Genomic DNA, 25,207 nt, shown 5'->3' on the forward strand with positions numbered 1-25,207 from the left:
ACCGCGAGACCCCCTCGGGCCTCGGCTGGTCCCGGTGTGGAGTCAGCTTGATGACCCGTCCGCGAAAAGCCCGACACGGGTTCCGATTCGAACGATGCCGGATTCAGCCGAACTCCTCAGCCTGCTCGTGGTCGTCGAGTTCGTGGTGATGGCCGCGATAGTGGCGCTGTTTGTCCCGCTCGACGCCGCGATTCCGTTCCTCCCGCTCGCGCTCGTGTTTCTGGTCGTGCTGTACCTGTACCGGTCCTGACCCGTCCGGCGCGACGCCCGCCCGCCAGCCCGCGAGACCGGTCGCAAGCGATGCAGTGGTGGGGCTCGCGGACGACGGTTAGGTGCGTTTTTGTACCGCGAACCCGTCGCCCCGCGTATGAGCGACGACCACGACCACGGACACGACGACCACCACGAAGGCGAACAAGAAGGCCGCGTCACCTCCCCGATGCAGGAGTTCTCGATGAGTCAAGTCACGACCGGCGTCCTCGTCTTCGTCGTCGGCCTCGTCGTCACGTTCGGCATCCCGCTGGCGCTCGCGTAAGCGCGCCCAGAACCGGTCGAGACCGCTTGGAACCGGCAACCCGCACGAACTTCCGCGTTCTCTCCCCTTTTCAAGCCCCCGCGGCTACGGCCGGTGTGAAATCTATCGTCGTCACCGAGTACGGGAGCACCGACAGCCTCGAACTGCGCGAGACCGAAACGCCCGAACCGGCTCCGGGCGAGGTCCGCATCGACGTCGAAGCCGCCGGCATCAACTTCGCAGACATCATGCAGCGGCGCGGGACCTACCGAGACGGCCCGGAACCGCCGTACACGCCGGGGATGGAGGCCGCCGGCACCATCGACGCGGTGGGCGAGGGCGTCGACCGCGAGGTCGGTGAACGCGTCGTCGCCATGACCGGCGGCGGGGCGTACGCCGAGTCCGTCACCACGCCGGCCCCGACGCTGTTCGACGTGCCCGAGTCGATGTCGTTCGCCGAGGCCGCCGGCTTCCCCGTCCAGTTCCTCACCGCCTACAACTGCCTCCACGAGTGGGGCGACCTCGACGACGACGAGCGCGTGCTGATTCAGGCGGCCGCCGGCGGCGTCGGCACCGCGGCGGTCCAGCTCGCCTCCCACGCCGGCGCGGAGACGTTCGGAACGGCCAGCACCGAGGCGAAACTCGACCTCGCGGCCGACCTCGGTCTCGACCACGGCATCCAGTACACCGAGGCGGACTTCCGCGAGATCGTCGCCGACGAGACCGACGGCGCGGGCGTCGACCTCGTCCTCGACGGTGTCGGCGGCGAGACGTTCGAGCGCAGTCTGGACGCCCTCTCCGACTTCGGCCGACTCGTCACCTACGGCGCGGCCTCCGGCGACTCTGCCGCGGCGGACCCGACGCGCCTGCTGTTCGAGAACAAGTCCGTCATCGGCTTCCACCTCGGCAGCGCCATGGAGCAGCGCCCCGAATCGATTCTCGGCGCGGTGCCGGAGCTGTCCGAACTGCTCGCCGCGGGCGAACTCGACGTGGTCGTCGGCGAGACGTTCGACCTCGAAGACGCCGCGGCGGCCCACGAGTACATCGAGGACAGAAAGAGCAGCGGAAAAGTCGTCCTCGAACCGTAACGAGCGTCGCGCGACGCGGGACCGCGTTTTTCGTTCAGTCCGGGTTTCGGCTCAGTCGAGTTCGCGGGCGAGCACGTCGCGCAGGGCTGCGATGTCGCCCGCGGCGTAGGCGACCTCGTCGCCGTCGACTGTAAGCGAGAGCGTCGCGTCGTCGGTCGTCGTTCCGAGTTCGACCACGGGCACCTCGCCCGCGAGGTCGCGCAGCGCGGCTTCGTCGGTCGTCTCGACGACGACGCGACCGGGCGTCTCCTCGAACAGCGAGACGTAGTCGGAGACGGACACGTCCGCGCCGACGTCGTCTGTGACCATCTCGGCCAGCGCGACCGCGAGGCCGCCGTGGCTCACGTCGTGGACGGCGACCGTGGACTCGTCGGCGGCGACGGCCCGAATCGTCTCGACCGCCGTCGCGGCGTCGGCGTCCGCGGGGAGCGCCGGGAAGGCGTCGGAGCCGCCGGCGTGTTCGAGGACCGCCGAGCCGCCGAGCGCGCCGCCGGAGCGGCCGACGAGGAACAGGTCGCCCTCGCCCGAAAGCGAGAGGCCGGGCGAGGAGCCGTCGGCCTTCCCCACCATCGCCAGCGTCGGCGTCGGCGGAATCGGGCCGGAGACGGAGTCGTTGTACAGCGAGACGTTGCCGCCGACGACCGGGACCGAAAGCGCCCGGCACATGTCGGCGAGGCCGTCGACGATGCCCTTGAAGCCGCCGTACACGTCGGGTTTCTCGGGGTTGCCGCCGTTGAGACAGTCGACGGTGGCGAGGGGCGACGCGCCCTTCGCGGCGAGGTTGGTCGCGTTCTCGAAGGCGACGGCGCGCGCCCCGTCGTAGGGGGCGGCGCTCGTCCAGTTGGGGTCCGCGCCGCCGGTGAACGCGAGTTTCGTGTCGGCCTCGGGCACGTCGAGGAGCGCCGCGTCGTCGCCGGGCCGGCGGGCGGTCCGCAGGCCGACCTCGTGGTCGTACTGCCGGTAGACCCAACGCTTCGACGCCGTGTTGGGGTCGGAGACGACCGCCTCGAACGCGTCTTCGAGGTCGAAGGCGGGGAGGTCGCGCTCCGCCGACTCGGGTTCGACCGAGTCGAGGTCGTTCATCGGCGCGCCCTCCGCGAGGAACTCCGACGGCACGTCGACGACCGGTTCGCCGTCGAAGGTGCAGACGTAGTTGCCCTCGGCGACCTCGCCGATGACGGCGCTCCCGAGGTCGAAGCGCGCGGCGAGTTCCCGCACGCGCTCGACGTTCTCGGGGGTCACCTCGTAGCACATGCGCTCTTGGGACTCCGAGAGGAGAATCTCGAAGGCGTTCATGTTCGGCTCGCGCTGGTGGACCTTCTCGAGGTCGATTTCCGCGCCGAAGCCGCCCTTGGCGACGAGTTCGGAGGACGCGCCGCCGAGGCCGGCGGCCCCGAGGTCGCGGGCGGACTCGACGAGGTCCTCGTCGATGAGCGCCTCGTTGCACTCGATGAGCAGTTTCTCCGTGTAGGGGTCACCGACCTGCACCGCGGGCCGGTCTTCGGTTTCCGCGTCCTCCGCGAGGTCCTCGCTGGCGAAGGACGCACCGCCGAGGCCGTCTCGGCCGGTCGAACTGCCGACGAGAACGAGCTTGTTGCCGGCCTCCTGGGCTTCGGCCGTGACGAGGCGGTCGGCCGACAGCAGGCCGACGCAGGCGACGTTGACGAGCGGGTTGCCCTCGTAGTTCTCGTGGAACGAGGTCGAACCGGTCACCGTCGGGACGCCGATGGCGTTGCCGTAGTCGGCGATGCCCTCGACGACGCCGTCGAGGAGGTACCGCGAGTGCTCGCGGTCGAAGTCGCCGAAGTAGAGGCAGTCGGCCAGCGCGATGGGGTACGCGCCCATCGAGAGGGTGTCGCGGACGATGCCGCCGACGCCCGTGGCCGCGCCGTCGTAGGGGTCGACGTAGGAGGGGTGGTTGTGGCTCTCGATACCGAGCGTGATGTAGGTGTCGTCGTCCAGAGCGACGACCGCCGCGTCGTCACCGGGGCCGATGACGACCTGGTCGCCCCCGGAGTCGAACGCCGACAGAAGCGGGCGAGACGACCGGTAGGCGCAGTGTTCGCTCCAGAGGTTTTCGAAGAGTATCTCCTCGGCCGGCGTCGGGTCTCGACCGAGCTCGGCGACGACGAGGTCGCGGTCCGCGTCGGAAAGCGTCATTCACTGGTATGGTCAGAACGCACATTGTAAACCCTTTCTATGTGCACGAACGTGCGTAAAACATGGTCGAAATCGCCGTCGCCCCTCGCATCCGGCTCGCGTGGGCGTGTACGACGACGACTCGGACCGTCCCGGACCGGCTCGGGTCGCCCCGAACGCCCGTCGACCACCGTGCGTGAGGTCCACACGCCAATCACACCGGGACCGGGGCGCTTTTTTAGCCTCCATCGTTAGGAGACGGTGTGTTATCGGTCGAGTTGCACTCGCATTCGTCTCTGTCCTACGACGGGCGGGACCCAATCGAGTACCTCCTCGAACAGGCGGTCGCGGTCGGCTTGGACGCCCTCGCCGTGACCGACCACGACGAGATAGACGCCAGCCTCGAAGCCGCGGAGCTCGCGGCCGACTACGGGCTGGTCGGCATCCCCGGGATGGAGGTCACCTGCGCCGCGGGCCACGTCCTCGCTTTGGGCGTCGAGGAGCTGATTCCCGCGGGGCTGTCGTACGACGAGACGCTCGACCGCATCCGCGACGCGGGCGGCATCGCCGTCATCCCGCACCCGTTTCAGAAGTCGCGCCACGGCGTCGCGCCGCACATCTCCAGCGCGCAGCTCGCCAGCGCCGACGCCATCGAAATCTACAACTCGCGGCTCCTCACCGGCATCGCCAACCAGCGCGCCGAGCGGTTCGCCAAGCGCCGGAACCTCCCGATGACCGCCGGCAGCGACGCCCACATCGCGGAGATGGTCGGACAGGCCGTCACCGAGGTCGGAACCGACACCCGAAGCGCCGACGCCATCCTCTCGGCCGTCGCCGAGGGGCGAACCAGCGTCGTCGGCAACAAGACCCCGTGGCGCATCTCGTTCCGGCAGGCCGCGGGCGGCGCGACCCGGCGCCTGAAACACGCCCTGACGGACCTCTTTTGATGCGCGGCGCGTCCCCCGACCTCGTCCGGCGCGCCCTTACCGAGCGCGACCCGCTTCCCGGAACCGCGGGCTTCGCGGGCGAACTCGACGGCCGACTCGTCCGCGACGTGCTCGGTCGCCAACCGCTCTTCTCCGAGCGCGCCGACCCAGAGCGGTGGTCGTTCGACCACCGCGACCTCGACGACCCGGTCGCCGTCCCCGCCGGTCACGCCCGCGGGACGACCGGCGAGGCCGCCGGCGACGACGAACGCGTCTGGTCGCTTCCCGACCCGCCGGCCGCCACCGACCGCGACGCCGCGCTCGACCGCGTCCGCGACGCGGTCTTCGAATCGGTCCGGTCGGTGGACGACGACGGCCTCGCCGTGGCCTTCTCCGGCGGCGTCGATTCGGCGGTCGTCGCGGCCGGCGTCCCCGACGCCCCCTGTTACGTCGCCGGTTTCGAGGGCTCTCACGACGTGGCCGCCGCCCGCGAGGCCGCCGACGCGATGGACCGCGACCTCACCGTGGTCGAACTCACTCACGCGGCGCTCGAACGCGCCGTCCCGGAAATCGTCGCCGCGCTCGGCCGAACGAACCCGATGGACGTGCAAATCGTCCTGCCCCTGTACCTGCTCGCGGAGCGGGTCGCCGCGGACGGCTACGACCGCCTCGCGGTCGGGCAGGGCGCGGACGAACTGTTCGGCGGCTACGCCAAAGTCCAGAAGGCCCCCGACGACCCGCGCGTCGAGGCCGAAACCGTCCGCGGGGCCGCCCGCGAAATGATTCTCACGCTCCCCGACCAGCTCGAACGCGACCTGCTCGTCCTCCGCGCCGCCGGGGTCGACCCCGTCGCGCCGCTCCTCCACGACCGGGTTGTCTCGGCTGCGCTCCCGCTCCCCGGAGAGTTACTCGTGGACGGCGACCGGCGGAAGGTCGCGCTCAGGGAGGCTGCGAGCGGCGTGCTCCCCGAGTCGGTCGCGGAAGCGGACAAGAAGGCGGTCCAGTACGGCACCTACGCCTCGCGCGAACTCGACCGGCTCGCGCGGCAGGCGGGGTTCAAGCGGCGGATGGAGAACCACGTCCAGCAGTACGTCGAATCGCTCGTCGAGTAGGTCGAAGTCGCGGGGTCCCCGCTATCTCTCTCGCTCGTCGGCGCGCACGACCTCGATGGCCTCCAGCGCGAACTGCACCGTGTCGGGGTCGATATCGCTCTCGCGGAGGTCGGACTCGTCGTACCACGCCCAGACCTCGGGGTCGGCCTCGCCCGGCGCGGGGTCGATGTCGCGGGAGTCCACGCGGGCGTAGAAGACGTGGTCGATGTGCTGGTGGCCGACCGAGCCGTCGCCGTGGACGTTGATGTCGTAGAGCATCTGCTGGCGAGGCTGGGGGAGCGCTCGGCCGGCGGGCGCGGGGACCGACGGCGTGTCGTCGACGAGTTCCGGGTCGAGCCCCGTCTCCTCGCGGACCTCACGCAGGCCGGCCTCGTGGGGGAGTTCGTCGCGGTCGACGTGCCCGCCCGGCGGGATGCGGATGCCGAGGCGCTCGTGTCGGTGGAGCGCCACCGCGCCGTCGTTGACGATGTACACGGTCGAGGTGAAATGTCGCGTCGTCTCCATGGCTGTGGCTCCGGAGCGAGCGGCATGGCTGTTGCGAAACGAGGCGGGACGGAGCGAGACAGGACGGAACGGAACCGCGGAACCGAGCGGGACGAAACAGACGAACGGACCGGCCGAGTTAGGGCAGTTGGACCTGCTCTTCGGCTTCGAGGAGTTCGTGGTAGCGGTTGCGGATGGTGACCTCGGAGATGTTGGCGACCTCGGAGACCTCGTTCTGCGTCACCTTCTCGTTGGTGAGAAGCGAGGCCGCGTAGACGGCGGCGGCGGCGAGGCCGACCGGCGACTTGCCCGAGTGGACACCCTGTTCTTTGGCGTTCTTCAAGAGCTGTCGGGCGCGCCGCTCGGACTCGTCGGAGAGGCCGAGGTCGCTGGCGAACCGCGGGACGTACTGCTCGGGGTCGGCGGGCTTGATTTCGAGCGAGAGTTCGCGGACGACGTAGCGGTAGGTGCGGGCGATTTCGTCCTTCTCGACGCGCGAGACGCTCGTAATCTCGTCGAGCGAGCGCGGGGTGCCGGCCATCCGTGCGGCGGCGTACAGCGCCGAGGTGGCGACACCCTCGATGGAGCGACCGGGCAGTAGGTCGTCGTCGAGCGCGCGGCGGTAGATGACCGAGGCGGTCTCGCGGACGTTGTCCGGAAGCCCGAGGGCCGAGGCCATGCGGTCGATTTCACCGAGCGCCTGCTTGAGGTTGCGCTCCTTGGAGTCGCGGGTGCGGAACCGCTCGTTCCACGTTCGAAGCCGTTGCATCTTCTCGCGCTGGCGCGACGACAGCGAGCGCCCGTAGGCGTCTTTGTTCTGCCACCCGATGTTGGTCGACAGCCCCTTGTCGTGCATCATGTTCGTCGTGGGCGCGCCGACGCGGGATTTCTCGTCTTTCTCCGAGGAGTTGAACGCGCGCCACTCGGGGCCGTGGTCGATTTCGTCTTCCTCTACGACGAGGCCACAGTCGTCGCAGACCGTCTCACCGTGTTCGGTGTCGGAGACGAGACTCTCCGAGCCGCACTCGGGACACGTGGGCGTCTGCTCCCGCTCGGTGTCGGTCTGCTCGGTATCTTTCGTATTCTCATTGCGCACGCGCGCGTTACCGGTCGTGAAACGTCGGACACTTTCTGTCATTGTGTGCGAGAGAAGCAACTGGGAACGGTCGTTCTCCGTCTATTCGTATTGACCCTCGTTACTTATATCTGACGGCGACGAGAGGACGGAATGAGCCGTGTTCGCACGGTCGGAGCCGGCCGTCTCGCCGGCGGTCTCGGCCGGGGACCGGACGAAACGACCCACACCGAAACTCTTACTCCCGGTCTCCCATTCCTCCGATACATGAGCGATACGCCCGTCGACGCCGACGAGGTTCGACACGTCGCCGAGTTGGCGCGGGTCGACCTCGACGAGGACGAGGTCGAGGAGTTCGCGGCGCAGTTCGCGGACATCCTCGGCTACTTCGACGCCCTCGACGAGGTCCCCGAAGTCGACCGCGAGGACGAACTGGTGAACGTGATGCGCCCCGACGAGGTCCGCGACGGCCTCACCCAAGAGGAGGCGCTGTCGAACGCCGCAGAGACCGAAGACGGCTTCTTCAAGGGCCCGCGGGTGTCGTAGATGTCGCTGAACGCCTTCATCACGAAAGAGACGCTCGACGGCTCCGACGGCGGCCCGCTTTCGGGCAAGACCGTCGCCGTCAAGGACAACATCTCCACGGAGGGGCTGCGGACGACCTGCGGCTCCGCGATGCTCGAAGACTACGTCCCGCCGTACGACGCGACCGTCGTCGAACTCCTGAAGGACGCCGGCGCGACCATCGTCGGCAAGGCCAACATGGACGAGTTCGGCATGGGCACGACGACCGAGACCTCGGCGTTCGGCCCGACCAAGAACCCCGTCGACGAGTCCCGCGTCCCCGGCGGCTCCTCCGGTGGCTCCGCGGCGGCCGTCGCCGCCGGCGAGGCCGACCTCGCGCTCGGCACCGACACGGGCGGCTCCATCCGCTGTCCCGCCGCATTCTGCGGCGTCGTCGGCATCAAGCCGACCTACGGCCTCGTCTCGCGCTACGGCCTCGTCGCCTACGCGAACTCCCTCGAACAGATCGGCCCCATCGCGCCGACCGTCGAGGACGCCGCCGCGCTCCTCGACGTCATCGCCGGCCCCGACGACCGAGACGGCACGACCCGCGACGCCGGCGCGGACTCGAACTACGCCGCGGCCGCCGACGGCGACGTCGAGGGCCTCACCATCGGCGTCCCGACCGAGTTCGTCGAGGGCGCGGACGAGGGCGTCGAGGCGGCGTTCTGGGACGCGCTGGACGACCTCGAAGCGCAGGGCGCGGAGTACCGCGAGGTCAGCATGCCCTCCGTCGAGAAGGCCGTCGCCGCCTACTACGTCATCGCCATGTCCGAGGCGTCGTCGAACCTCGCTCGCTTCGACGGCGTCCGCTACGGCAAGTCCGGCGGCTACGACGGCAACTGGAACGAGGCGTTCGCCCGCGCCCGCGAGGAGGGCTTCGGCTCCGAGGTCAAACGCCGCATCCTCCTCGGCACGTACGCCCTCTCCGCGGGCTACCACGACAAGTACTACGCGAAGGCGCAGGACGCCCGCGCGTGGGTCAAACAGGACTTCGACGAGGCGTTCGAGGACGTGGACGTGGTCGCGTCGCCGACGATGCCCGTCCCGCCGTTCGAACTCGGCGAGAGCCTCGACGACCCGCTCCAGATGTACCTCGCAGACGCGAACACCGTGCCGGTGAACCTCGCGAACCTCCCCGCCATCTCGGTTCCGGCGGGCGAGACCGACGGCCTCCCGGTCGGCCTCCAACTCATCGGCCCCAAGTTCGGCGAGGAGACCATCGTCCGCGCCGCGTCCGCGGTCGAGAACTGAGTCGGCCGCGCGGCTCTCGTTCGGTTCTCACGCGGTTCTCTCGCGTTCGAGCGACGGAACGCCATGCCGATAGTTTTTCCACCGCCCCACGCCCACGCCGGAACGTCATGTACATCATCGTCGTCGGCGCGGGCAACATCGGCACGCCGCTCATCGAAATCGCCACCGAGGGCGGCAACGAGGTCGTCGTCGTCGAGCGCGACGAGGCGAAGGCCGAGGCGGCCGCCGCGACGTTCGACTGTCTCGTCCTCAACGACGACGCCACGGTCAAACAGACGCTCGACGAGGCCGGCGCGGACCGCGCCGACGCCATCATCACGACGACCGACAAGGACGCGACAAACATCATGGTCTGTCTGTTGGCGAAGGAACTCGACATCCCCGACATCGTCTCGGTCGTCCACAACCCCGAGCACATGAGCCTCTACCGGCAAATCGGCGTCAACACGATGGAGAACCCCCAGCGACTCATCGCGGAGTACCTCTACCGGGCGGTCAAACGCCCCTCTATCGTCGACTACATGCGCATCGGTGAGCACGCCGAGGTGTTCGAAATCCGCGTCGACGAGGACGCACCGATTACGGGAATGACGATTCAGGAGGCGGCCCAAGAGAGCCTCCTCGACGGCGACACCCTCATCGTCGCCGTCGAGCGCGGGGGCGACGACGACCCCGTGACGCCCCGCGGGAACACCACCATCGGCGCGGGCGATCTCCTGACGGTCTACTCCGCGAAGGGCGCGACGCCCGAGGTGACTGACGTGTTCGGCCACTACGAGGACCACTGATGCCCCGCCGCGGACGAACCGTCTCGGGGTGGCCCGCCGACCTCGCGGTTATCGGCCGCGACGTGGGGTCGCTCCTCGCCATGGAGTCGGCCCTGATGACCGCCTCGGTCCTCGTCGCGGTCGGCTTCCGCGAGTGGTACGCCGCGCTCGCGTTCCTCGCCGCCGGGGGCGCGACGGCGTTCGTCGGACTCGGCGCGCGAAAGGCGTTCGCGGACGCCCCCGCCCCCCGGATGAAACACGGGATGATAATCGCCGCCGCGGGCTGGTTCGCCACGGCCACCTTCGGGTCGCTTCCCTTCTTCCTCACGGCGCAGTTCGCTCCGCAGAGCGTCTTCACGGCGCTCGTGCCCGCCGGCGTCGACTACGCCCAGTCGAGTCTCGTCTACTTCCGCGACCCGTTGCACGCCCTGTTCGAGAGCATGAGCGGCTGGACCGGGAGCGGGCTGACGATGGGCATCCACGAGCCGTCGCTTCCCCGGACGATTCAGTGGTGGCGCTCGCTCATCCAGTGGGTCGGCGGCGTGGGCGTCATCGTCCTCACCGTCTCCATCCTCTCGCGGCCCGGCAGCGGGAGCTACGCGCTGTACCGCGGCGAGGCCAGAGAGGAGAAGATTCACCCGAGCGTCGTCTCGACCGTTCGGACGGTCTGGAAGATTTTCGTCGGCTACACGCTCCTGTCGGTGGTCGTCCTCTTCGTCGCCATCCGCGCCAGCGACTACGGGGCGACGCTCCCGCTGTGGGAGGTCGCGTGGCAGGCGCTCAACCACGCGATGACCGGGCTCTCGACCGGCGGGTTCGCCGTCACCGACGGCTCCATCGGCACGTACGACTCGCCGCTCATCGAGACGGTGTTGCTCCCCATTATGGCGCTTGGCGCAATCGCCTTCCCCGTCCACTACGCCGTCCTGAAAAAGCGCGACGTCGACCGCCTCTGGGCCGACCTCCAGACACGCTGGCTTCTCGTTCTCTTCGTCGTCGGCGCGGTCGCGCTCGCCGTCCAGAACCTCGTCAGCCTCCCGGCGACCGCGGGGTCGGCGTTCGTCGAGACCGCGGACTACTTCGGACTCTCGGGCGTCGTCGGCGGGGCGCAGGCGGACGCCGTCCGCGACGCCGCGTTCCACTGGGTGAGCGCGCTCACCTGCACCGGCTTTCAGGCCGCGCCGCTCGGCGCGTGGTCAGACGGCGGGAAAATTCTCCTGTCGGGGGCGATGACCCTCGGCGGGGCCGCCGGGTCGACCGTCGGCGGCATCAAAATCATCCGCGGCTACACCATCTCCCGCGGCATCCGCTGGCAGTTCTCCCGCGTCTTCCTCCCCGAGAGCGCGGTCGTCAACATCGAGATGAACGGCCGCCGCCTCTCGCGGACCGAGATGGACCGCGAGTTCTCCGAGGCGGCCATCGTCTCGATGCTCTGGCTGTTGCTCCTCGTCGGGTCGAGCGTCCTCCTCGCGAACCTCGCCGGACCGGAGTTCACCTACGCCGACGCGCTGTTCGAAGTCGCGTCCGCACAGGGCAACGTCGGCATCTCGACGGGCATCACCGGCCCGTGGATGAATCCGTGGGCCGAGGCGATGTTCCTCTTTAACATGTGGGTCGGCCGCCTCGAAATCATCCCGGTGTTGGTGTTCGCCCGGTCGGCCATCTACGGGCTGAATCCCTGAGTAAACGCGGACGCGAATTCCGAGTTTCCGGCGCTATCGCCGCCAGTACTCCGGCGTGAAGATGACCAACACGGGCAGAATCTCCAGCCTGCCGACCCACATGAGAAGCACCATGTACAGCTTCGAGCCGTTGGAGAAGTCGAGATAGCTCCCCATCGGGCCGACGACGCCGAAGCCCGGCCCGACGTTCCCGAGGGTCGCGGCGACGGCGCTCATGGTTTCGAGGATGCTCACGTCGAAGCCGATGCGCGCTGCATCGAGGTGGAGCAGGCCGGTCGAGACGAAAAACAGCACGAGATACAGGAGCGTGAAGGCGTAGATGCCGCGGATGGCCCGCTCGTCGACCGCGCGGCCGGCGAGCCTGACGGGGCGAACCGCCTCGGGGTGGGCCGTCGTGAACAGCTCCCGGCGGAGCGATTTCACGATGACGTACCAGCGGACGATTTTCACCGCGCCGCCGGTCGACCCCCCGGAGCCGCCGATGAACATCGCGAACAGCAGGACGTACTGCGCCGGCGCGCTCCACGCGTTGAAGTCGATGCTGGCGTAGCCGGTCGTCGTGACGATGGAGACGACCTGAAACACCGACTGGCGAACCGCGGGCTCGACGTTGCCGATGATGGCCGTGCGGATGCCTTCGAGGTAGAGTTGGTCGTAGGTCTCGCCCGCGGGCGCGACGGACATCAGCCCGTCACCGAGGAACAGGATTCCCGCGAGGATGGCCGAGACGACGCCGATGACGCCGAGGTAGGACTTGAACTCGGTGTCGCGGAACAGCCGCTTCGGGTCGCCCGTGAGGACGTGCCAAAACAGCGCGAAGTTGGTCCCGGCGGCGACCATGAAGGGAATCACGACCCACTGCGCGGCCGCCGAAAACGCCTCGATGCTGCGGGCCTCCGGCGAGAACCCGCCGGTCGGCATCGTCGTCAACCCGTGGGCGATGGCGTTGTACACGTCCATGTTCGGGGCGTGGCCGGTGACGTTGAGTCCGTAGAGGAGGACGATTTCGAGGACGGTGAGGCCGAGGTACGCGCCCCAGAGCGCGCGGGCCGTCTCGGCGATGCGGGGGGTGAGCTTCTCGATGCCGGGGCCGGGCGCTTCCGCGTCCATCAGCTGTGCGCCGCCGACGGAGAGTTCGGGGAGGATGGCGACCGCGAGGACGACGATACCCATCCCGCCGAGCCACTGGGTGAGCTGCCGCCACATCATGATGCCGCGGGTGTGGGAGTCGAACGAGATGTCGCCGAGCACCGTCGCCCCGGTCGTGGTGAAGCCGCTCATCGTCTCGAACAGCGCGTTCACCGGGTTGCCGAGGGTCGATTCGGGGTGGATGGGCGACGCGACGAAGGGAATGCCGTGGGCCTCGATGAGAAACGGTATCGCGCCGACGATGGTGACCGCTAACCACGTCAACGCGACCATCAGAAAGCCCTCGCGGGTACCAATATCGGGCTCGTCGGCGAGTCGTTCGAGCGCCGCGCCGACGAGGACCGTGACGGCCATCGTGACGACGAACGGGAGCACCGACTCGCCGTAGTACAGCGCGACCACGAACGGGAAACAAAGAGGGACCGCGAGATACTTCAGGACGGTCCCCACGAGACGCAGGCTGGCTCTGTAATCGACCCGCAATTTCATCCGTGGACTAACGTACCGAGCGCCGGGTTCTTCCGTGTTCGGGTTCGTAGTCGGGGACGCGACACCGTGACGCGGTGGGGATTCGGCGCACCCGTGGGTCGGCGGCGACGGGGGTGGCGGCGACGGGCCGGCTTACAGATTGGGCGTCACGTCGTCGATGACGCAGCTATCGACGAAGACGACGACGTGGTCGCCGGGTTCGATGACGGTGTCGCCGCGGGGGGTGATGAACTCGCGGCGGCGGGTTATCGCGCCGATGACGACGCCCTCGGGGAGCGTCGCGACCGACTCCCGAATCGGCTTGCCCGCGAGGACGCTCTCGGCGTCCACCTCGATTTCGAGCACCTCAGCCTTGTCGGACTCGATGAGCGCGACGTTCTCCGCGCCGCCCTCGCGGGTGAACCGCGTTATCTCTTCTGCGACGACCTCGCGGGGGCTGACGCCCACGTCGACGCCGACGGCCTCGAACAAGTCCACGTACGGCGTCGTGTCGATGACGGCGACGGTGCGCTCGACGCCGAGTCGGGCAGCGAGAAGCGACACGAGCAGGTTTTTCTCGTCGGAGTCGAGCGCCGACACGAGCAGGTCGGCGTCACCGATGTACTCGCGTTCGAGGAAGTCCACGTCGGTCGCGTCGCTCTCCATGACGATGGTTCCGGGGAGCATCTCCGCGAGGTCGCGGGCGCGCTCCGCGTCGTGCTCGATGAGTCTGGGCTTGAAGCCGCGTTCTTCGAGCAGGCGGGCGACGTGGTAGCCGATTTCGCTCCCGCCGACGATGACGACCTCCTCCGCGGTGCCCGGCGGTTCGTCCGGCGAGACGGAGCTTGCGAACCCCTGGACGCTCTTGGGACTGCCGATGACGACGACGCGGTCGCCGGGGCCGATGACGGAGTCGCCGCGCGGAATCGTCACTTCGCCGTCGCGGAGGATGGCCGCGAAGGTCAAGGAGTCGAAGCGGTCGGCCTCGCTCACCGTCTGGTTTGCGACGGGGCTCTCCTCGTCGACTTCGAACTCGGCCATCTGGACCTGTCCGCCCGCGAAGGGGTCCACGTCGCGGGCGGCGGGGAGGCCGACGACGCGGACGATGGACTCCGCGGCGAGCAGGTTCGTACAGACCATGAAGTCGATGCCGAACGCCTTCTCGGAGCGCTGCCACGTCCGGAGGTACTCCGTGTTCTTGACGCGGGCGATTGTGAACGCGTTCGAGATGGCCTTGGCGGTCGCGCAGGCGACGATGTTCGTCTCGTCGTCGTCGGTCGAGGCGATGACCATGTCGGCGCGCTCCACGTCGGCCTCTTCGAGCGTGTCCACTGAGGTTCCGTCGCCGTGGAGCGCCAGCACGTCGAGCGAGTAGTTCAGTTCGTCGACGCGCTCGGGGTCGCAGTCGATGACGACGACCTCGTGGGTCTCGTCGAGGTCGGCCGCGATGGACGACCCGACCTGTCCGGCACCGATGATTATCACGCGCACCAGAGACCAGCCCCTGTCATACCCCTGTGTTGGACCGCGGGCGCGTATGTGCATTTCCCTTCTGGAATCCCCGGGCCACCGTCGCTCACGACCCCGGTTTCGAGTGTACCGTCAGTTCCACGCGCCGCGGTCGCCCCTCGATGTCAGCGACGATGCGTTCGACGATTCGCTCCGCCTCCTTCTGGAGCACCGGCCGGAGCTTGTCGATGACCCACCCCAGCGAGACGAACCGCGGGAGGTCGATATCGCCGGCGGAGACGCTGTCGGGGTCGTACTCGACCTCGAAGAAGACGCGGCAGGCGGCGTCGGCGTCCGACGGGGCCTCGGCCGGCAGGTCGTCGAGTTCCTCGACTCGCCAGCGGCCGACGGCGTGTACGTCCTTGGTGATGGTCCAGTCGATTCGCGTCGGCGGGGTGACCTCGGTTACCTTCGACTCGGCGGTGTAGGTGAGCTTCCACCACGAAAAGTACAGGGCGTACCGCGTGCCCGGTGACCCGTCGCCCGACTGCCGAACGTCCCGCAGGTGCTTCGAGTAGTCGGCGTACCGCGGGAAATCAACGAGGAACTCGTATATCTCCTCGGGCGGCAGGTAGACGACGGTGCTGACGGCTATCTCGTCCACGAGCGTCGAATGGGGTCGGCGGGACCAAAGCCTTGTGGGCCGTGTCGCTCGCTCGCGCGGCGCGGACGCCCTCGCAATCGCAACCTATAATCGGTCGGTGTCTCGACATACAGCCGAGATGGTGGGGGGGACGCTTCGGGACATCAGAGCCGAGATTCGGTCTCTGGCGTGTTCCGACGGCGACTACGCAGTTGTGTGCGGCCGCACGGGTTCGCCGCCCGGAGCCGCCGCAGGACAGCGGTTTCCGGACCGGCGCGCCGCCGGCGAGGCCGCGGAACTGACGCGGGACTACCGGGCGGCGCTCCGGCGCTACGACCCGAACAGCCCGTACGACGACCCGCTCGTGTACGAGGTGGCCGAGGGACCGCCGCGGGCCGCCGAGGCGTCTGCGGACGAGTACGCCCGATACAGCGCGTTCTGCCACGACACCGCGGGCGCGCTGTTCGAGGCGCTGTCGGAACTCGGTTATCGGGAGGCCGAGACCGCCGCGATGGAGACGTACCTCACGCTGGCCGAGGTCGTCGACGACCGCGACGACTTCTGTCTCACGCTGGTGTGGAGCCTGATGAGCGAACTGGACGTTCGCCTCTCGGCCGCCGAACAGCGGGCGGTCGTCGAGGCGGCGGCCGGGCTGTTCTGTCCGACCCCGACGCCGAACCCCGTGGAGGCGACGCTCCGACACCTCGAAACGGTCGGCTTCGTCGAAGGATACTCGGTGCGGCCGATACCCGACGCCGAGGCGACTGGAACTGCCGGTGCCGACGCCCGAACCGACGCACGGACCGACGGCGACGACAGCTCCCGGACGTGGGAGCTCACCTTCGGTGACTACGCGCTCGCGGAGCGGACCGGCCGGATTCCGACGCTGCCGCTCGCCGTGGCTCTCGTCCGGCGGACGCCGGAGCGAACCGTGCGCTTTCTCGACGGCGAGGCGCTGTCTGACGGGCGCTGGCGGCTCCGGCTCCGAATGTCACCGAAGAACGGAGCGGGGCACGCACCCGGCTCGGCGGGCCTCGTCAGCGTCGAGGCAATCGAGAACCGCTGGCTCAACGACCCGAGCGCGTCGCTGGGTCGGTAGCCCGAACCGCCTCCGGGCGGAACTCGGCAGCGTTCAGCGACATCCGTACGGTTTTACTCGCCGCTGAGCTATCGCACGACATGAGCCAGACGACTCCACGAGACGCACTCGTCGTCGGCGGCGGCGTCGCCGGCCTCACCGCCGCGACGTTCCTCGCGCGCGCCGACCTCGACACCCTCGTCGTCAACGACGGCGAGCCAATCGTTCGCCGGAACGCCCACCTCGAAAACGTCCCCGGCTTCCCGGCGGGCGTCAACAGCCGGCTGTTTACCGACCTCCTCTCCGAGCAGGCCGACCGTAACGGCGCGGGCCGACTGACCGGCCGCGTGACCGACATCGACGTACTCGGTGACGACGAGGACCCGCTGTTCCGGGCGACCGTCGAGACCGACGACGGCGAAGAGACCATCGAGGCGTCCCGAGTCGTCGCGGCCTCGTGGTCCGACGCCTCGTATCTCGAAGACACGGGCGTCGACCTCCGGGCCGCCGGGTCGAAAACCTACGTCGGCGTGGACGACCTCGGCCGGACCGACGTGCCCGGCATCTACGCCGCGGGTCGGCTGACCGAGAGTTACCATCAGGCGGTCGTCGCCGCCGGCGACGCCGCGGAGACGGCCATCACGCTCGTCCACGACTCGGGGACGGCGTTCTACAACGACTGGGTCGCGCCGACCGGCTACTTCACCGACCGCGGCCGCGAGGTACCGCCGGCCTGCGAGGAGATAGACGCCGACGAGCGCGCCCGCCGCGAGCGCGAGTCCCGCGAGGTCATGCGCGAGTTCTTTGCCGAACCGCACGACGAGCCCCAGCGCACCCACCCGAGCCTCGTCGACGACGAACTCGGGCGGCTCGACGAGTAACCGACCCGACCGCGCCGCGGGCGGACCGCCCGTCGGCCCCGCGGCCGCCCGCGGACGCGAATCCTTTTAGCGGGTCGCGGGCGCAGAGACGAGTGAATGCTCGAAGGTGTGAACGTCGCGCTCGGGGTGACGGGGAGTATCGCGGCCGTGAAAGTCGTCGAGTTGGCGCACGAACTCCGCCGCCGGGGCGCGTCGGTCCGCGCGGTGATGACCGACGCCGCGACGGGAATCATCCACCCGTGGGCGGTCGAGTTCGCCACCGACAACGACGTGGTAACCGAAATCACCGGCCGCGTCGAACACGTCGACCTCTGCGGCCGCGACGGCTGGGCCGATGTGTTCCTCGTCGCGCCCGCGACGGCCAACACGGTCGGCAAGATAGCCGCCGCCATCGACGACTCTCCGGTGACGACCACCGCGACCACCGCCCTCGGCGCGGGCGTTCCGGTCGTCGTCGCGCCCGCGATGCACGAACCCATGTACGACCACCCCGGCGTCCTCGACGCCATCGAGCGGGTGCGGTCGTGGGGCGTCGAGTTCGTCGACCCGCGCATCGAGGAGGGGAAGGCGAAACTCGCCACCGAGGAGGCCATCGTCACCGGCGTGGCCAAAGCGACGACCGACCAGACGCTCGCCGGGAAGTCGGTCGTCGTCACCGCCGGCGCGACGACCGAGTCTATCGACCCCATCCGCACTCTCTCGAACCGCGCCTCCGGTCGCACGGGCCGCGCCGTCGCCCGCGCGCTCGCGGTTCGCGGCGCGGACGTGACGCTCGTCCACGACGGCGACGACGCGCACTACGCCGACGTGCTCGCCGTCGAGTCGGCCGCCGAGATGCTGGAGGCCGTCGAGGCCGCGGTCGACGCCGACGCCGACGCGCTCGTCTCCGCGGCCGCCATCTCGGATTTCACCGTCGAGGCGGCCGACCGGAAGATTCGCTCCGGCGAGGCGCGCACGCTCGACCTCGAACCCGCGCCGAAGCTCATCGACGCCGTCCGCGAGTCGCACCCGGACCTCCCCATCGTCGGCTTCAAGGCCGAGACGACCGGCGACGACGAGGCGATGACCGGCGAGGCCCGCCGCATCATGGACCGCGTCGGCCTCGCCTTCGTCGTCGCCAACGACGCCTCCGTGATGGGCGAATCCGAGACCCGCGCGCTCGTCGTCCGCGCCGACGAGACGAGCGAGTACGTCGGGTCGAAAGACGGACTGGGCGCTCGCGTCGCTGCCGAACTGGCGACCGAGTTGGAAAAATAGGCCCTCGGTGGGTCGTCAGTCGTCGCCGCCTGCGGCGTCGGCGTCGGCGCCGTCCGCGCCGTCGGCGTCGGCCGACGCGACCTGCTTGGGCCACGTGACCCCGTCGAGGAACGGGACGCCCATGCGCTGGGCGGCCTGCGAAATCATGTGCGCACCCGTCGGCGCGGTGAGGAACAGGAACAACACCGTGACGAGCGCCATCAGTCCGTCGCCGTGGGGCAGGTAGTACACCGTCGCGGCGAGCGCGATGGACGCCGCCCCCAGCGTGGTCGCCTTCGAGGTGGCGTGCATCCGGTTGTAGACGTTGGGGAACCGGAGCAGGCCGATGGTCCCGACGACGAGGAAGAAACTCCCCACGAGCGTCAGGAGGATGACGAGCGCCGCGCGGACGGGTCCGACCGTCGTCGCGGCAGCTGCGGTCTCTGCGGCGGTCATTCGATGATGTCCCCCTCCGTGACGTACCGAGCCACGGTAATCGTGCTGATGAAGCCGATGATGGCGAGCACGAGACTGACGCCGACGAAGTAGCCCTGTTGGCTCCAGATGGCGTACAGCGCCGCGATGGCGACGACGTTCGTTCCGATGGTGTCGAGCGCGACGACGCGGTCGGGGACCGTCGGCCCGCGGATGACGCGGTAACTCACGAGGAGCGTCAGCCCCGCGGCGAGCGCGAGGCCGGCGAACAGCACTGTGTCCATCCACGCGAGGTACGCGGGCTCAGCCATGTTGCTCACCTCCCGTCGCGGCGGCGGGCGCGTCGCCGCCGTCCGCGGGGCTCCCCTCGACTTGCGGCGCGGGGTCGCCCGGTTTCAGTTCTTCGTCGAAGATGACGAGCGCGTAGTCCTCCCAGCGGCGGATGGGTTCGAGGATGCCGTCGGGGTCGCTCCCGTCGATGCTGTGCACGTACAGCGAGTTGGTTTCGTCGTCGTAGTCCATGGTCAGCGTCCCCGGAGTGAGGGTGATACTGTTCGCGATAGTCGTGATGGCGAGCGGCGTCCGCACGCGGAGCGGCACCTCGACCACGGCGGGGTCGATGGGCATCGACGGCGACAGCGTCCGCACCGCCACGTCGACGTTGGCCGTGAGGAGTTCCCAGAGGAACGTCGCGAGGTACAGCGCCGCGTAGGGCGCGACGCGGAGGCTCCGCGCGACCGGCGCTTCGTCGCCGTAGAACCGCCGGAAGAAGAAGGCGATACCCATCCCGACGCCGAGGCCGATGATGAACTCCTCCAGCAGGCGCTGCGGCGTCAGTTCGACGCCGCGGACGAACAGCCAGAGGACGGCCATGACGAGCCCCGAAACCGGCCAGCGGCGGCTCATCAGTGGCCACCCCCGCCGGATTCGAAGCCGACGCCCGGACCGTGCAGCACGGCATCGACGTAGCCGTTCGTGTCGACGGCGGCGCGGGCCGCGGCGTCGGCCGCGCCGAACAGCGCCTCGAATCCGATACCGAAGCCGATGGCGGCGACGGCGAGCGCGACGACGACGGCCACCTGCGTGGTGAGTTCGAGCCGTTCGAGGCCGTCGTCGCCGCCGTCGGTCATCGCCACGTCGCCGGAGCCGACCGACCAGCGCTCGGGGAGCGCGGCGTCGACGAGGTCGCTCGGGCGACCCCAGAACACCGCGTTCCACGCGCGGGTGTAGTAGGCGATAGTCAAGATAGCGCCGGCGAGCGCGACGGCGAGCGCGAGTCCCGCGCCGGCCCCGCCCGCGGCGAACGACTCCGCGGCCGCCTGGAAGACGAGATACTTCCCGAAGAAGCCCGACAGCGGCGGGACGCCGATGAGCGTCAGCGCGCCGAGCAGGAAGCCCGCTGCGAGCACCGGCGCTCTGTCGGCGAGGCCGCCGAGGTCGGACAGGCGGTCGCTGCCGACGACGTCTTTGAGCGTGCCGCTCGCGAGGAACAGCAGGCTCTTGGCGAGACCGTGGTTGAACGCGTAGACCAGCGCGGCGGTCACGCCGAGCACGCGAACCGCCTCGGACGGCGCGGTGGCGGCCACCGCCAGCGGGAGGACGATAAAGCCCACCTGACTGATGGAGGAGTACGCGAGGATGCCGTCCACGTCGTCGCGGCCGACCGCGCCGATGCCGCCGAGGACGATGCTGACCGCGGCCATGACGAACATGACCGGGCCGAAGAAGCCGAGGAACGACTCCCCGGTGATGCCGAGGAAGCCGATGTCGAGAGACGCCGCGGCGAAGATGGTGAAGTAGAGCCGAACGATGGCGTAGACGCCGACCTTCTTGACGACGCCGGCGAGCATCGCGGTCACCGGCGACGGCGCGGCGCGGTAGGCCGCGGGCACCCAGAACTGGAAGGGCGCGAGGCCGGCCTTCAGCGCGAACACCGAAAACAGCACCGCCGACAGGCCGAGCGTCGGCAGGAGTTCGATGTCGTAGGCGGCGGGTTCGGCCAGTCGCCGGGCGATGTCGGCCATGTTGAGCGTCCCGGTCGTGCTGTATAGACCGCCGATGGCGACGAGCATCACCGCGCTCCCGATGAGGTTGAGCACGACGTAGTTGAGCGCCGCGCGGGTGTGCTCGCGACCGGAGTAAAACAGCACGAGGATGTAGCTCGACATGAGCATCACCTCGAACCAGACGAACAGGTTGAAGATGTCGCCGGTGAGGAACGAGCCGGTGACGCCGACCACCATGAAGTGGAACAGCGGGTGGTAGCTGAGGCGCTGGCCGAACGAGCCGACCGACGCGACCGAGTAGCCGAGCGTCAGGAGCGACACGAAGCCGGTGAGCGCCAACAGGAACGCCGACAGGGCGTCGGCGACGAGCGTGATGCCGAACGGCGCGGCCCAGTTCGACACCTGATAGACCAGCGTGGTCGACTCGCCGCCGAGCGGCAGGACCACGGCGTCGAACAGGGCGGCGACGGCGACGAGGTAGGCGACGCCGCCGAGCAGGCTGACCGTCCGTTGGAGTATGTCGCTCGGGCGCGTGAGCAGCGTCAGAATCGCCGTCACGAGCGCCACGAGGAGCGGTGCGATGACGAGCGTACTCATCTGCTCCCTCCGAGTTCGTACATGTCGATTGTGCCGTGTTCCTCGTACACTCGGTAGGTCAACACGAGCGCGAGCGCGGTCGTCCCGAAGCCGATGACGATGGCGGTGAGGACGAGCGCCTGCACGATGGGGTCCGAGGGCGCGGGCCCGCTCGCGCCGTGGCCCGAGAGGATGGGCGCGAGGCCGTCGAATCCGCCCATGGTGACGAGGTAGACGTTGGCCGATTGGCTGATGATGCTGATACCCCAGACGACGCGAACCACGTCGCGTCGGAGCACGAGGTACGTGCCGATGCTGAACAGGACGCCGAGCGTGGCGGCGAGGAAGAACTGGGTCATTCGTTACCGACCTCCGCGACGATGGTGAGCAGGCCGCCGACGACGGCGAAGAAGACGCCGATGTCGAAGGCGAACGCGCTCGCGACTTCGAGTTCGCCGTAGAGGGGCAGGTGCTCCAAGAAGAGCACGCCCTGCGTCAGGAACGGCGCGCCGAACGCGAGCGGGGCGAGGCTGGACGCCACGGCGATTGCGAGGCCGAGGGAGGCCATCCAGCGGTAGGTCTCGACGAGTCGGTGTCGCTCCGAGCCGTCGGGTTTGATGGCGAGCACCTCGCGCTGGATGAACTCCAGCCCGAAGATGATGTAGACGAGCGCGAAGGCGGCGGCCGCGAGGACGGCCCCGATGAAGCCGCCGCCGGGGAGGTTGTGCCCGCGGAACAGCAGCGCGATGGCCGTCACCAGGATGATGGGGACGACGATGCGCGCGACGGTCCGCGAGATGACGGTCGTCCGACCGGACGAGCCGTTCATTGGGTCTCACCCCGCGTTCGCATGCGAATCAGCGTCAGGATGGCGATCGACGCCATCACGACGACCGAAATCTCGCCCATGGTGTCGATTCCACGGAAGTCGACGAGGATGACGTTGACGATGTTCGACCCGCCGCCGTAGTCCGCGAAAAAGGGCCCGTGTTCCGCCGGAACGCCCGCCCGTGCCACGATGAACTCCCGGAGGAGCGGGTCGGGCGAGGCGTCCGTCGACAGCAGCACGGTGAGGAACACCGTGCCGCCGACGGCCAGCGACAGCAGACCGTCGCGGACGGAGACGAGTCGGTCCGGCGCGTCGCCGTAGAACGCCGGCAGGCGGTCCAAGACGAGCAGGAAGATGACCAACACGAGTGTCTCGACGACCAGTTGGGTCAACGCGAGGTCGGGCGCGTCCGCGAGGATGTAGAAGATGGCGACCATGAAGCCGACGATAGACAACGTCAGGACGCCGGCGACGTGCGACGGCGCGACGTCGACCGCGAAGGCGGCGACGAGCGCGACGAGCAACACGAGCACGATGGGAATCGAGACGCTGAGCTCGCTGAAGCCGGGCATCGAGACGCCGGCGGCCGCGTAGCCGCCGAGCGCGAGCGCGACGAAGCCGAAGAGGCCCCACGTCGCGTAGGTGCGCAGGAGGCCGGTCTGAATCTTCGGCGTGACGGCGACGCTCGTCGTCGTCAGCCCCTCGACGAAGTTATCGTACCACCAGTTCGCTCGAACGGGGCCGCGCAGGGCCGCGTTGATGGCGTCGTGGATGCGGTCGTAGAACGGGAAGGCGGCCGCACCGACGACGATGGTGATGAGACTCATAATCACGTACGGGGTGAGTTCGGTCGGGAAGTGGACCGAAAAGGAGTGGGCCTCGCCGGGCACGACGCTGCCGTACACGTCGCCGATGAGCCCCTCGATAAAGAGGTTCGGCTGGGCCGAGATGGCGAGGACGAGCGCGCCGAGAATCGCCGGCGGGGCGAGCATCGCCGCGGGCGGGCGGTGGACGTGACCCAGCCCGTCGGGTTCGTCGCCGAAGAACAGTGAGGCGAACTTGATGGAGTAGAGGAACGTGAAGACGCTCCCGAACACCGCGACGACGGGGAAAACCCACGCGACACCGCCCATGTGTTCGGCGGCGTAGTACGTCGATTCGAACAGCAGTTCCTTCGAGTAAAAGCCGTTGAACGGCGGGAAACCGGCCATCGACAGCGACGCGACGACTGCGATGACGGCCGTCACCGGCAGGTGTTTTCGGAGCCCGCCGAGGCGGTCGATGTTCCGGGTTCCGGCCTCGTGGGCGATGATGCCCGCGACCATGAACAGCGCGGCCTTGAAGCTCGCGTGGTTCAGGATGTGGAACGCGCCGGCCTCCGCGCCGTAGCTGTTAGCGAAGCCGAAGGCGGCGATGATGAGGCCGAGGTGCGAGGCCGTCGAGTACGCGAGCAGTTCCTTGATGTCGGTCGCGCTCACCGCGAGCATGGCCGCGACGGTCATCGTCAACAGGCCGAGCACGGCGAAGATGAGCGTCCATTCACCGAGCACCGCCGCGTCCTCGGGGAGGAAAAGCGGGCGGAATCGGCCGACGAGGTAGACGCCGGCTTTGACCATCGTCGCGGAGTGGAGGAACGCCGAGACCGGCGTCGGTGCCTCCATCGCGTTGGGAAGCCAGACGTGGAACGGGACCTGTGCGGACTTCGTCGCCGCACCGAGGCCGACGAGGACGAGCACGGGGACGAGCAGGCCGGAGGCCGTCAGGACCTCGCGAATCGCGCCCGCGTGTTCGACCAAAACCGGGATGCTGTACGTCGTTCCCTCGATGGCTCCCGTCTGGCCGGACGCCCAGACGAGAAGCAGGAAGCCGACCAGCATGAACAGGCCGCCGGAGACGGTGATGAGCATCGACTTCCGGGCGGCGTACTGGGAGGCCTTCTCCCCGGTGTAGTGGCCGATGAGGATGAACGACGAGAGGCTCGTCAGCTCCCAGAAGACGAACAGGGCGACGAGGTCGCCCGCGAGGGCGACGCCGAGCATCGAGCCCATGAACGCCAACAGAGTCGCGTAGTATTTCGCCTGGCCCGGTTCGCCGTGCATGTATCCTCCGGAGTACGTGAGGATGAGCACGCCGACGCCGCTGGCGAGGAAGGCGATGAGAAGCGCCAACCCGTCGACGTGAAACGCCAGCGAGATTCCGAGCGAGGGAATCCAGTCGAGCGACACGGTTCCGTGCGCCCCCGCGAGATACAGGTCCGTCACGAGGCCGAGCGTGACCAACGCGACGGCGGCCGCGAAGTACGCCGTGCGCTCGCCCAGGAGCCGGTAGACTACCGGGGTGAACGCCGCGGCGAGAAACGGCAAGAAGACGACCGCGAGGACGACTTCCGGTGTGGGTTGCACGGGGGAAATTGCGGGGACCGCCGACTTAGGTGTTGTCAAACCCGTTGGCTGTTCGGCGTCGAAATCTGACGGTCGGTCGATTTCTTCTACGTTTTTCTGATTTTCATGATTTTCTCTGGAGGGCGAAATTTATATCCTCAGCCGACCATACTACGTCTCAGAGTACATTCGTCCGTTCGAGAATATTTGTCGCGCCGGCGGGATTCGTCCGCGCGACTCGGCCGGCGCTGTGCTCACGCGTCGCGGCGGTCCTCTCACCGGCGACCGCGCGCGACCCCACCGCGTCGTTCGCGAGGGAGGCGGTCCCGTTGTCAACCGTCTTCGTCCGCACGCGAGGTGTTACGTAAGCAGCATCGTTTGTCATAGTCGCGGAGTCCCCGGTTCGGCCCTCTCTCACCCCGCCCGTTCGCACCGAAGGCGGTCACGGTCGCAGGGGCGCAACTACTTTGTA

25 protein-coding genes are annotated in these 25,207 nt (G+C 68.7%); 12 read left to right on the plus strand and 13 right to left on the minus strand.

All coding sequences use genetic code 11. From position 1 onward, the window contains the following. Positions 1-94 precede the first annotated feature (94 nt). The 3 genes from C458_RS18365 to C458_RS04505 all read left to right on the plus strand — a co-directional run bounded on the left by C458_RS18365 (position 95) and on the right by C458_RS04505 (position 1,602). Positions 95-250, plus strand: a complete 156-nt coding sequence (locus C458_RS18365; protein ID WP_008573592.1) for a hypothetical protein — start codon at positions 95-97, stop codon at positions 248-250. Positions 251-367: 117 nt separating this feature from the next. After that, positions 368-535, plus strand: coding sequence for a hypothetical protein (locus C458_RS18370; RefSeq protein WP_008573594.1), 168 nt, complete (start codon positions 368-370; stop codon positions 533-535). A gap of 95 nt (positions 536-630) precedes the next feature. Then, positions 631-1,602: an NADPH:quinone oxidoreductase family protein gene (locus C458_RS04505; RefSeq protein ID WP_008573597.1), complete on the plus strand. Its 972-nt coding sequence runs from the start codon at positions 631-633 to the stop codon at positions 1,600-1,602. Positions 1,603-1,653: 51 nt separating this feature from the next. Here the strand turns inward: C458_RS04505 and purL are convergent, their stop codons facing one another. Continuing rightward, entirely contained in the window at positions 1,654-3,762 is a 2,109-nt protein-coding gene (gene purL / locus C458_RS04510) for a phosphoribosylformylglycinamidine synthase subunit PurL (RefSeq protein ID WP_008573599.1), read from the minus strand. Positions 3,763-4,004: 242 nt separating this feature from the next. Here purL and C458_RS04515 point away from each other — a divergent pair, with 242 nt between their 5' ends. Further along, complete coding sequence (locus C458_RS04515; protein ID WP_008573601.1) at positions 4,005-4,688, plus strand: PHP domain-containing protein; 684 nt, start codon at positions 4,005-4,007, stop codon at positions 4,686-4,688. Continuing rightward, positions 4,688-5,779, plus strand: a complete 1,092-nt coding sequence (locus C458_RS04520; protein ID WP_008573602.1) for an asparagine synthase-related protein — start codon at positions 4,688-4,690, stop codon at positions 5,777-5,779. The genes C458_RS04515 and C458_RS04520 overlap by 1 nt, the downstream gene beginning before the upstream one ends. Positions 5,780-5,800: 21 nt before the next feature. Here the strand turns inward: C458_RS04520 and C458_RS04525 are convergent, their stop codons facing one another. After that, on the minus strand, positions 5,801-6,283 hold the full coding sequence (locus C458_RS04525; RefSeq protein ID WP_008573603.1) for an NUDIX hydrolase: 483 nt from the start codon (positions 6,281-6,283) through the stop codon (positions 5,801-5,803). Between the two features lie 118 nt (positions 6,284-6,401). Continuing rightward, complete coding sequence (locus tag C458_RS04530; protein WP_004043889.1) at positions 6,402-7,358, minus strand: transcription initiation factor IIB family protein; 957 nt, start codon at positions 7,356-7,358, stop codon at positions 6,402-6,404. A gap of 246 nt (positions 7,359-7,604) precedes the next feature. On the opposite strand from C458_RS04530, the gene gatC reads away from it, so the two are divergent. The 4 genes from gatC to C458_RS04550 all read left to right on the plus strand — a co-directional run bounded on the left by gatC (position 7,605) and on the right by C458_RS04550 (position 11,604). After that, positions 7,605-7,883, plus strand: a complete 279-nt coding sequence (gatC, locus tag C458_RS04535) for an Asp-tRNA(Asn)/Glu-tRNA(Gln) amidotransferase subunit GatC (protein ID WP_004064004.1) — start codon at positions 7,605-7,607, stop codon at positions 7,881-7,883. Further along, on the plus strand, positions 7,884-9,155 hold the full coding sequence (gatA, locus tag C458_RS04540) for an Asp-tRNA(Asn)/Glu-tRNA(Gln) amidotransferase subunit GatA (protein ID WP_008573604.1): 1,272 nt from the start codon (positions 7,884-7,886) through the stop codon (positions 9,153-9,155). Between the two features lie 107 nt (positions 9,156-9,262). Continuing rightward, on the plus strand, positions 9,263-9,943 hold the full coding sequence (locus C458_RS04545) for a TrkA family potassium uptake protein (protein ID WP_008573605.1): 681 nt from the start codon (positions 9,263-9,265) through the stop codon (positions 9,941-9,943). Next, entirely contained in the window at positions 9,943-11,604 is a 1,662-nt protein-coding gene (locus C458_RS04550) for a TrkH family potassium uptake protein (protein WP_008573606.1), read from the plus strand. The genes C458_RS04545 and C458_RS04550 overlap by 1 nt, the downstream gene beginning before the upstream one ends. A 33-nt stretch (positions 11,605-11,637) precedes the next feature. On the opposite strand, the gene C458_RS04555 is transcribed toward C458_RS04550, so the two are convergent. The 3 genes from C458_RS04555 to C458_RS04565 all read right to left on the minus strand — a co-directional run bounded on the left by C458_RS04555 (position 11,638) and on the right by C458_RS04565 (position 15,334). Continuing rightward, complete coding sequence (locus C458_RS04555; protein WP_049897030.1) at positions 11,638-13,242, minus strand: TrkH family potassium uptake protein; 1,605 nt, start codon at positions 13,240-13,242, stop codon at positions 11,638-11,640. Between the two features lie 132 nt (positions 13,243-13,374). Beyond that, positions 13,375-14,712: a Trk system potassium transporter TrkA gene (gene trkA, locus C458_RS04560; protein ID WP_008573608.1), complete on the minus strand. Its 1,338-nt coding sequence runs from the start codon at positions 14,710-14,712 to the stop codon at positions 13,375-13,377. A gap of 85 nt (positions 14,713-14,797) precedes the next feature. Beyond that, complete coding sequence (locus C458_RS04565) at positions 14,798-15,334, minus strand: type II toxin-antitoxin system RatA family toxin (RefSeq protein ID WP_008573609.1); 537 nt, start codon at positions 15,332-15,334, stop codon at positions 14,798-14,800. A 118-nt stretch (positions 15,335-15,452) separates the two neighbouring features. On the opposite strand from C458_RS04565, the gene C458_RS04570 reads away from it, so the two are divergent. The 3 genes from C458_RS04570 to coaBC all read left to right on the plus strand — a co-directional run bounded on the left by C458_RS04570 (position 15,453) and on the right by coaBC (position 18,529). After that, positions 15,453-16,412 (plus strand): hypothetical protein, encoded by a 960-nt coding sequence (locus C458_RS04570; RefSeq protein WP_008573611.1) that lies wholly within the window; start codon positions 15,453-15,455, stop codon positions 16,410-16,412. Positions 16,413-16,492: 80 nt separating this feature from the next. Continuing rightward, positions 16,493-17,272 (plus strand): FAD-dependent oxidoreductase, encoded by a 780-nt coding sequence (locus C458_RS04575; protein ID WP_008573612.1) that lies wholly within the window; start codon positions 16,493-16,495, stop codon positions 17,270-17,272. Positions 17,273-17,368: 96 nt separating this feature from the next. Beyond that, a complete protein-coding gene (gene coaBC / locus C458_RS04580) occupies positions 17,369-18,529 on the plus strand; it encodes a bifunctional phosphopantothenoylcysteine decarboxylase/phosphopantothenate--cysteine ligase CoaBC (RefSeq protein WP_008573614.1) in 1,161 nt (386 codons plus the stop codon). A gap of 15 nt (positions 18,530-18,544) precedes the next feature. Here coaBC and mnhG read toward each other — a convergent pair whose 3' ends face one another. The 7 genes from mnhG to mbhE are packed head-to-tail and all read right to left on the minus strand — an operon-like array spanning position 18,545 to position 24,756. Beyond that, positions 18,545-18,964 (minus strand): monovalent cation/H(+) antiporter subunit G, encoded by a 420-nt coding sequence (mnhG, locus tag C458_RS04585; RefSeq protein WP_008573615.1) that lies wholly within the window; start codon positions 18,962-18,964, stop codon positions 18,545-18,547. After that, positions 18,961-19,254, minus strand: a complete 294-nt coding sequence (locus C458_RS04590; RefSeq protein WP_004970953.1) for a monovalent cation/H+ antiporter complex subunit F — start codon at positions 19,252-19,254, stop codon at positions 18,961-18,963. The genes mnhG and C458_RS04590 overlap by 4 nt, the downstream gene beginning before the upstream one ends. After that, positions 19,247-19,849, minus strand: coding sequence for a Na+/H+ antiporter subunit E (locus tag C458_RS04595; protein WP_008573616.1), 603 nt, complete (start codon positions 19,847-19,849; stop codon positions 19,247-19,249). The genes C458_RS04590 and C458_RS04595 overlap by 8 nt, the downstream gene beginning before the upstream one ends. Continuing rightward, a complete protein-coding gene (locus C458_RS04600) occupies positions 19,849-21,546 on the minus strand; it encodes a Na+/H+ antiporter subunit D (protein ID WP_008573617.1) in 1,698 nt (565 codons plus the stop codon). Before C458_RS04600 ends, C458_RS04595 begins: the two co-directional genes overlap by 1 nt. Continuing rightward, positions 21,543-21,884 (minus strand): sodium:proton antiporter, encoded by a 342-nt coding sequence (locus tag C458_RS04605; RefSeq protein WP_004043872.1) that lies wholly within the window; start codon positions 21,882-21,884, stop codon positions 21,543-21,545. Before C458_RS04605 ends, C458_RS04600 begins: the two co-directional genes overlap by 4 nt. Then, a complete protein-coding gene (locus tag C458_RS04610; RefSeq protein ID WP_008573618.1) occupies positions 21,881-22,354 on the minus strand; it encodes an MnhB domain-containing protein in 474 nt (157 codons plus the stop codon). Before C458_RS04610 ends, C458_RS04605 begins: the two co-directional genes overlap by 4 nt. Then, positions 22,351-24,756 carry a hydrogen gas-evolving membrane-bound hydrogenase subunit E gene (gene mbhE / locus C458_RS04615; RefSeq protein ID WP_008573619.1) on the minus strand — a complete coding sequence of 802 codons (2,406 nt, stop codon included), beginning with the start codon at positions 24,754-24,756 and terminating at the stop codon, positions 22,351-22,353. The genes C458_RS04610 and mbhE overlap by 4 nt, the downstream gene beginning before the upstream one ends. Between the last annotated feature and the right edge of the window lie 451 nt (positions 24,757-25,207).

The sequence above is a fragment of the Haloferax sp. ATCC BAA-644 genome (assembly GCF_000336975.1).
In the GTDB taxonomy this organism is placed as follows: domain Archaea; phylum Halobacteriota; class Halobacteria; order Halobacteriales; family Haloferacaceae; genus Haloferax; species Haloferax volcanii.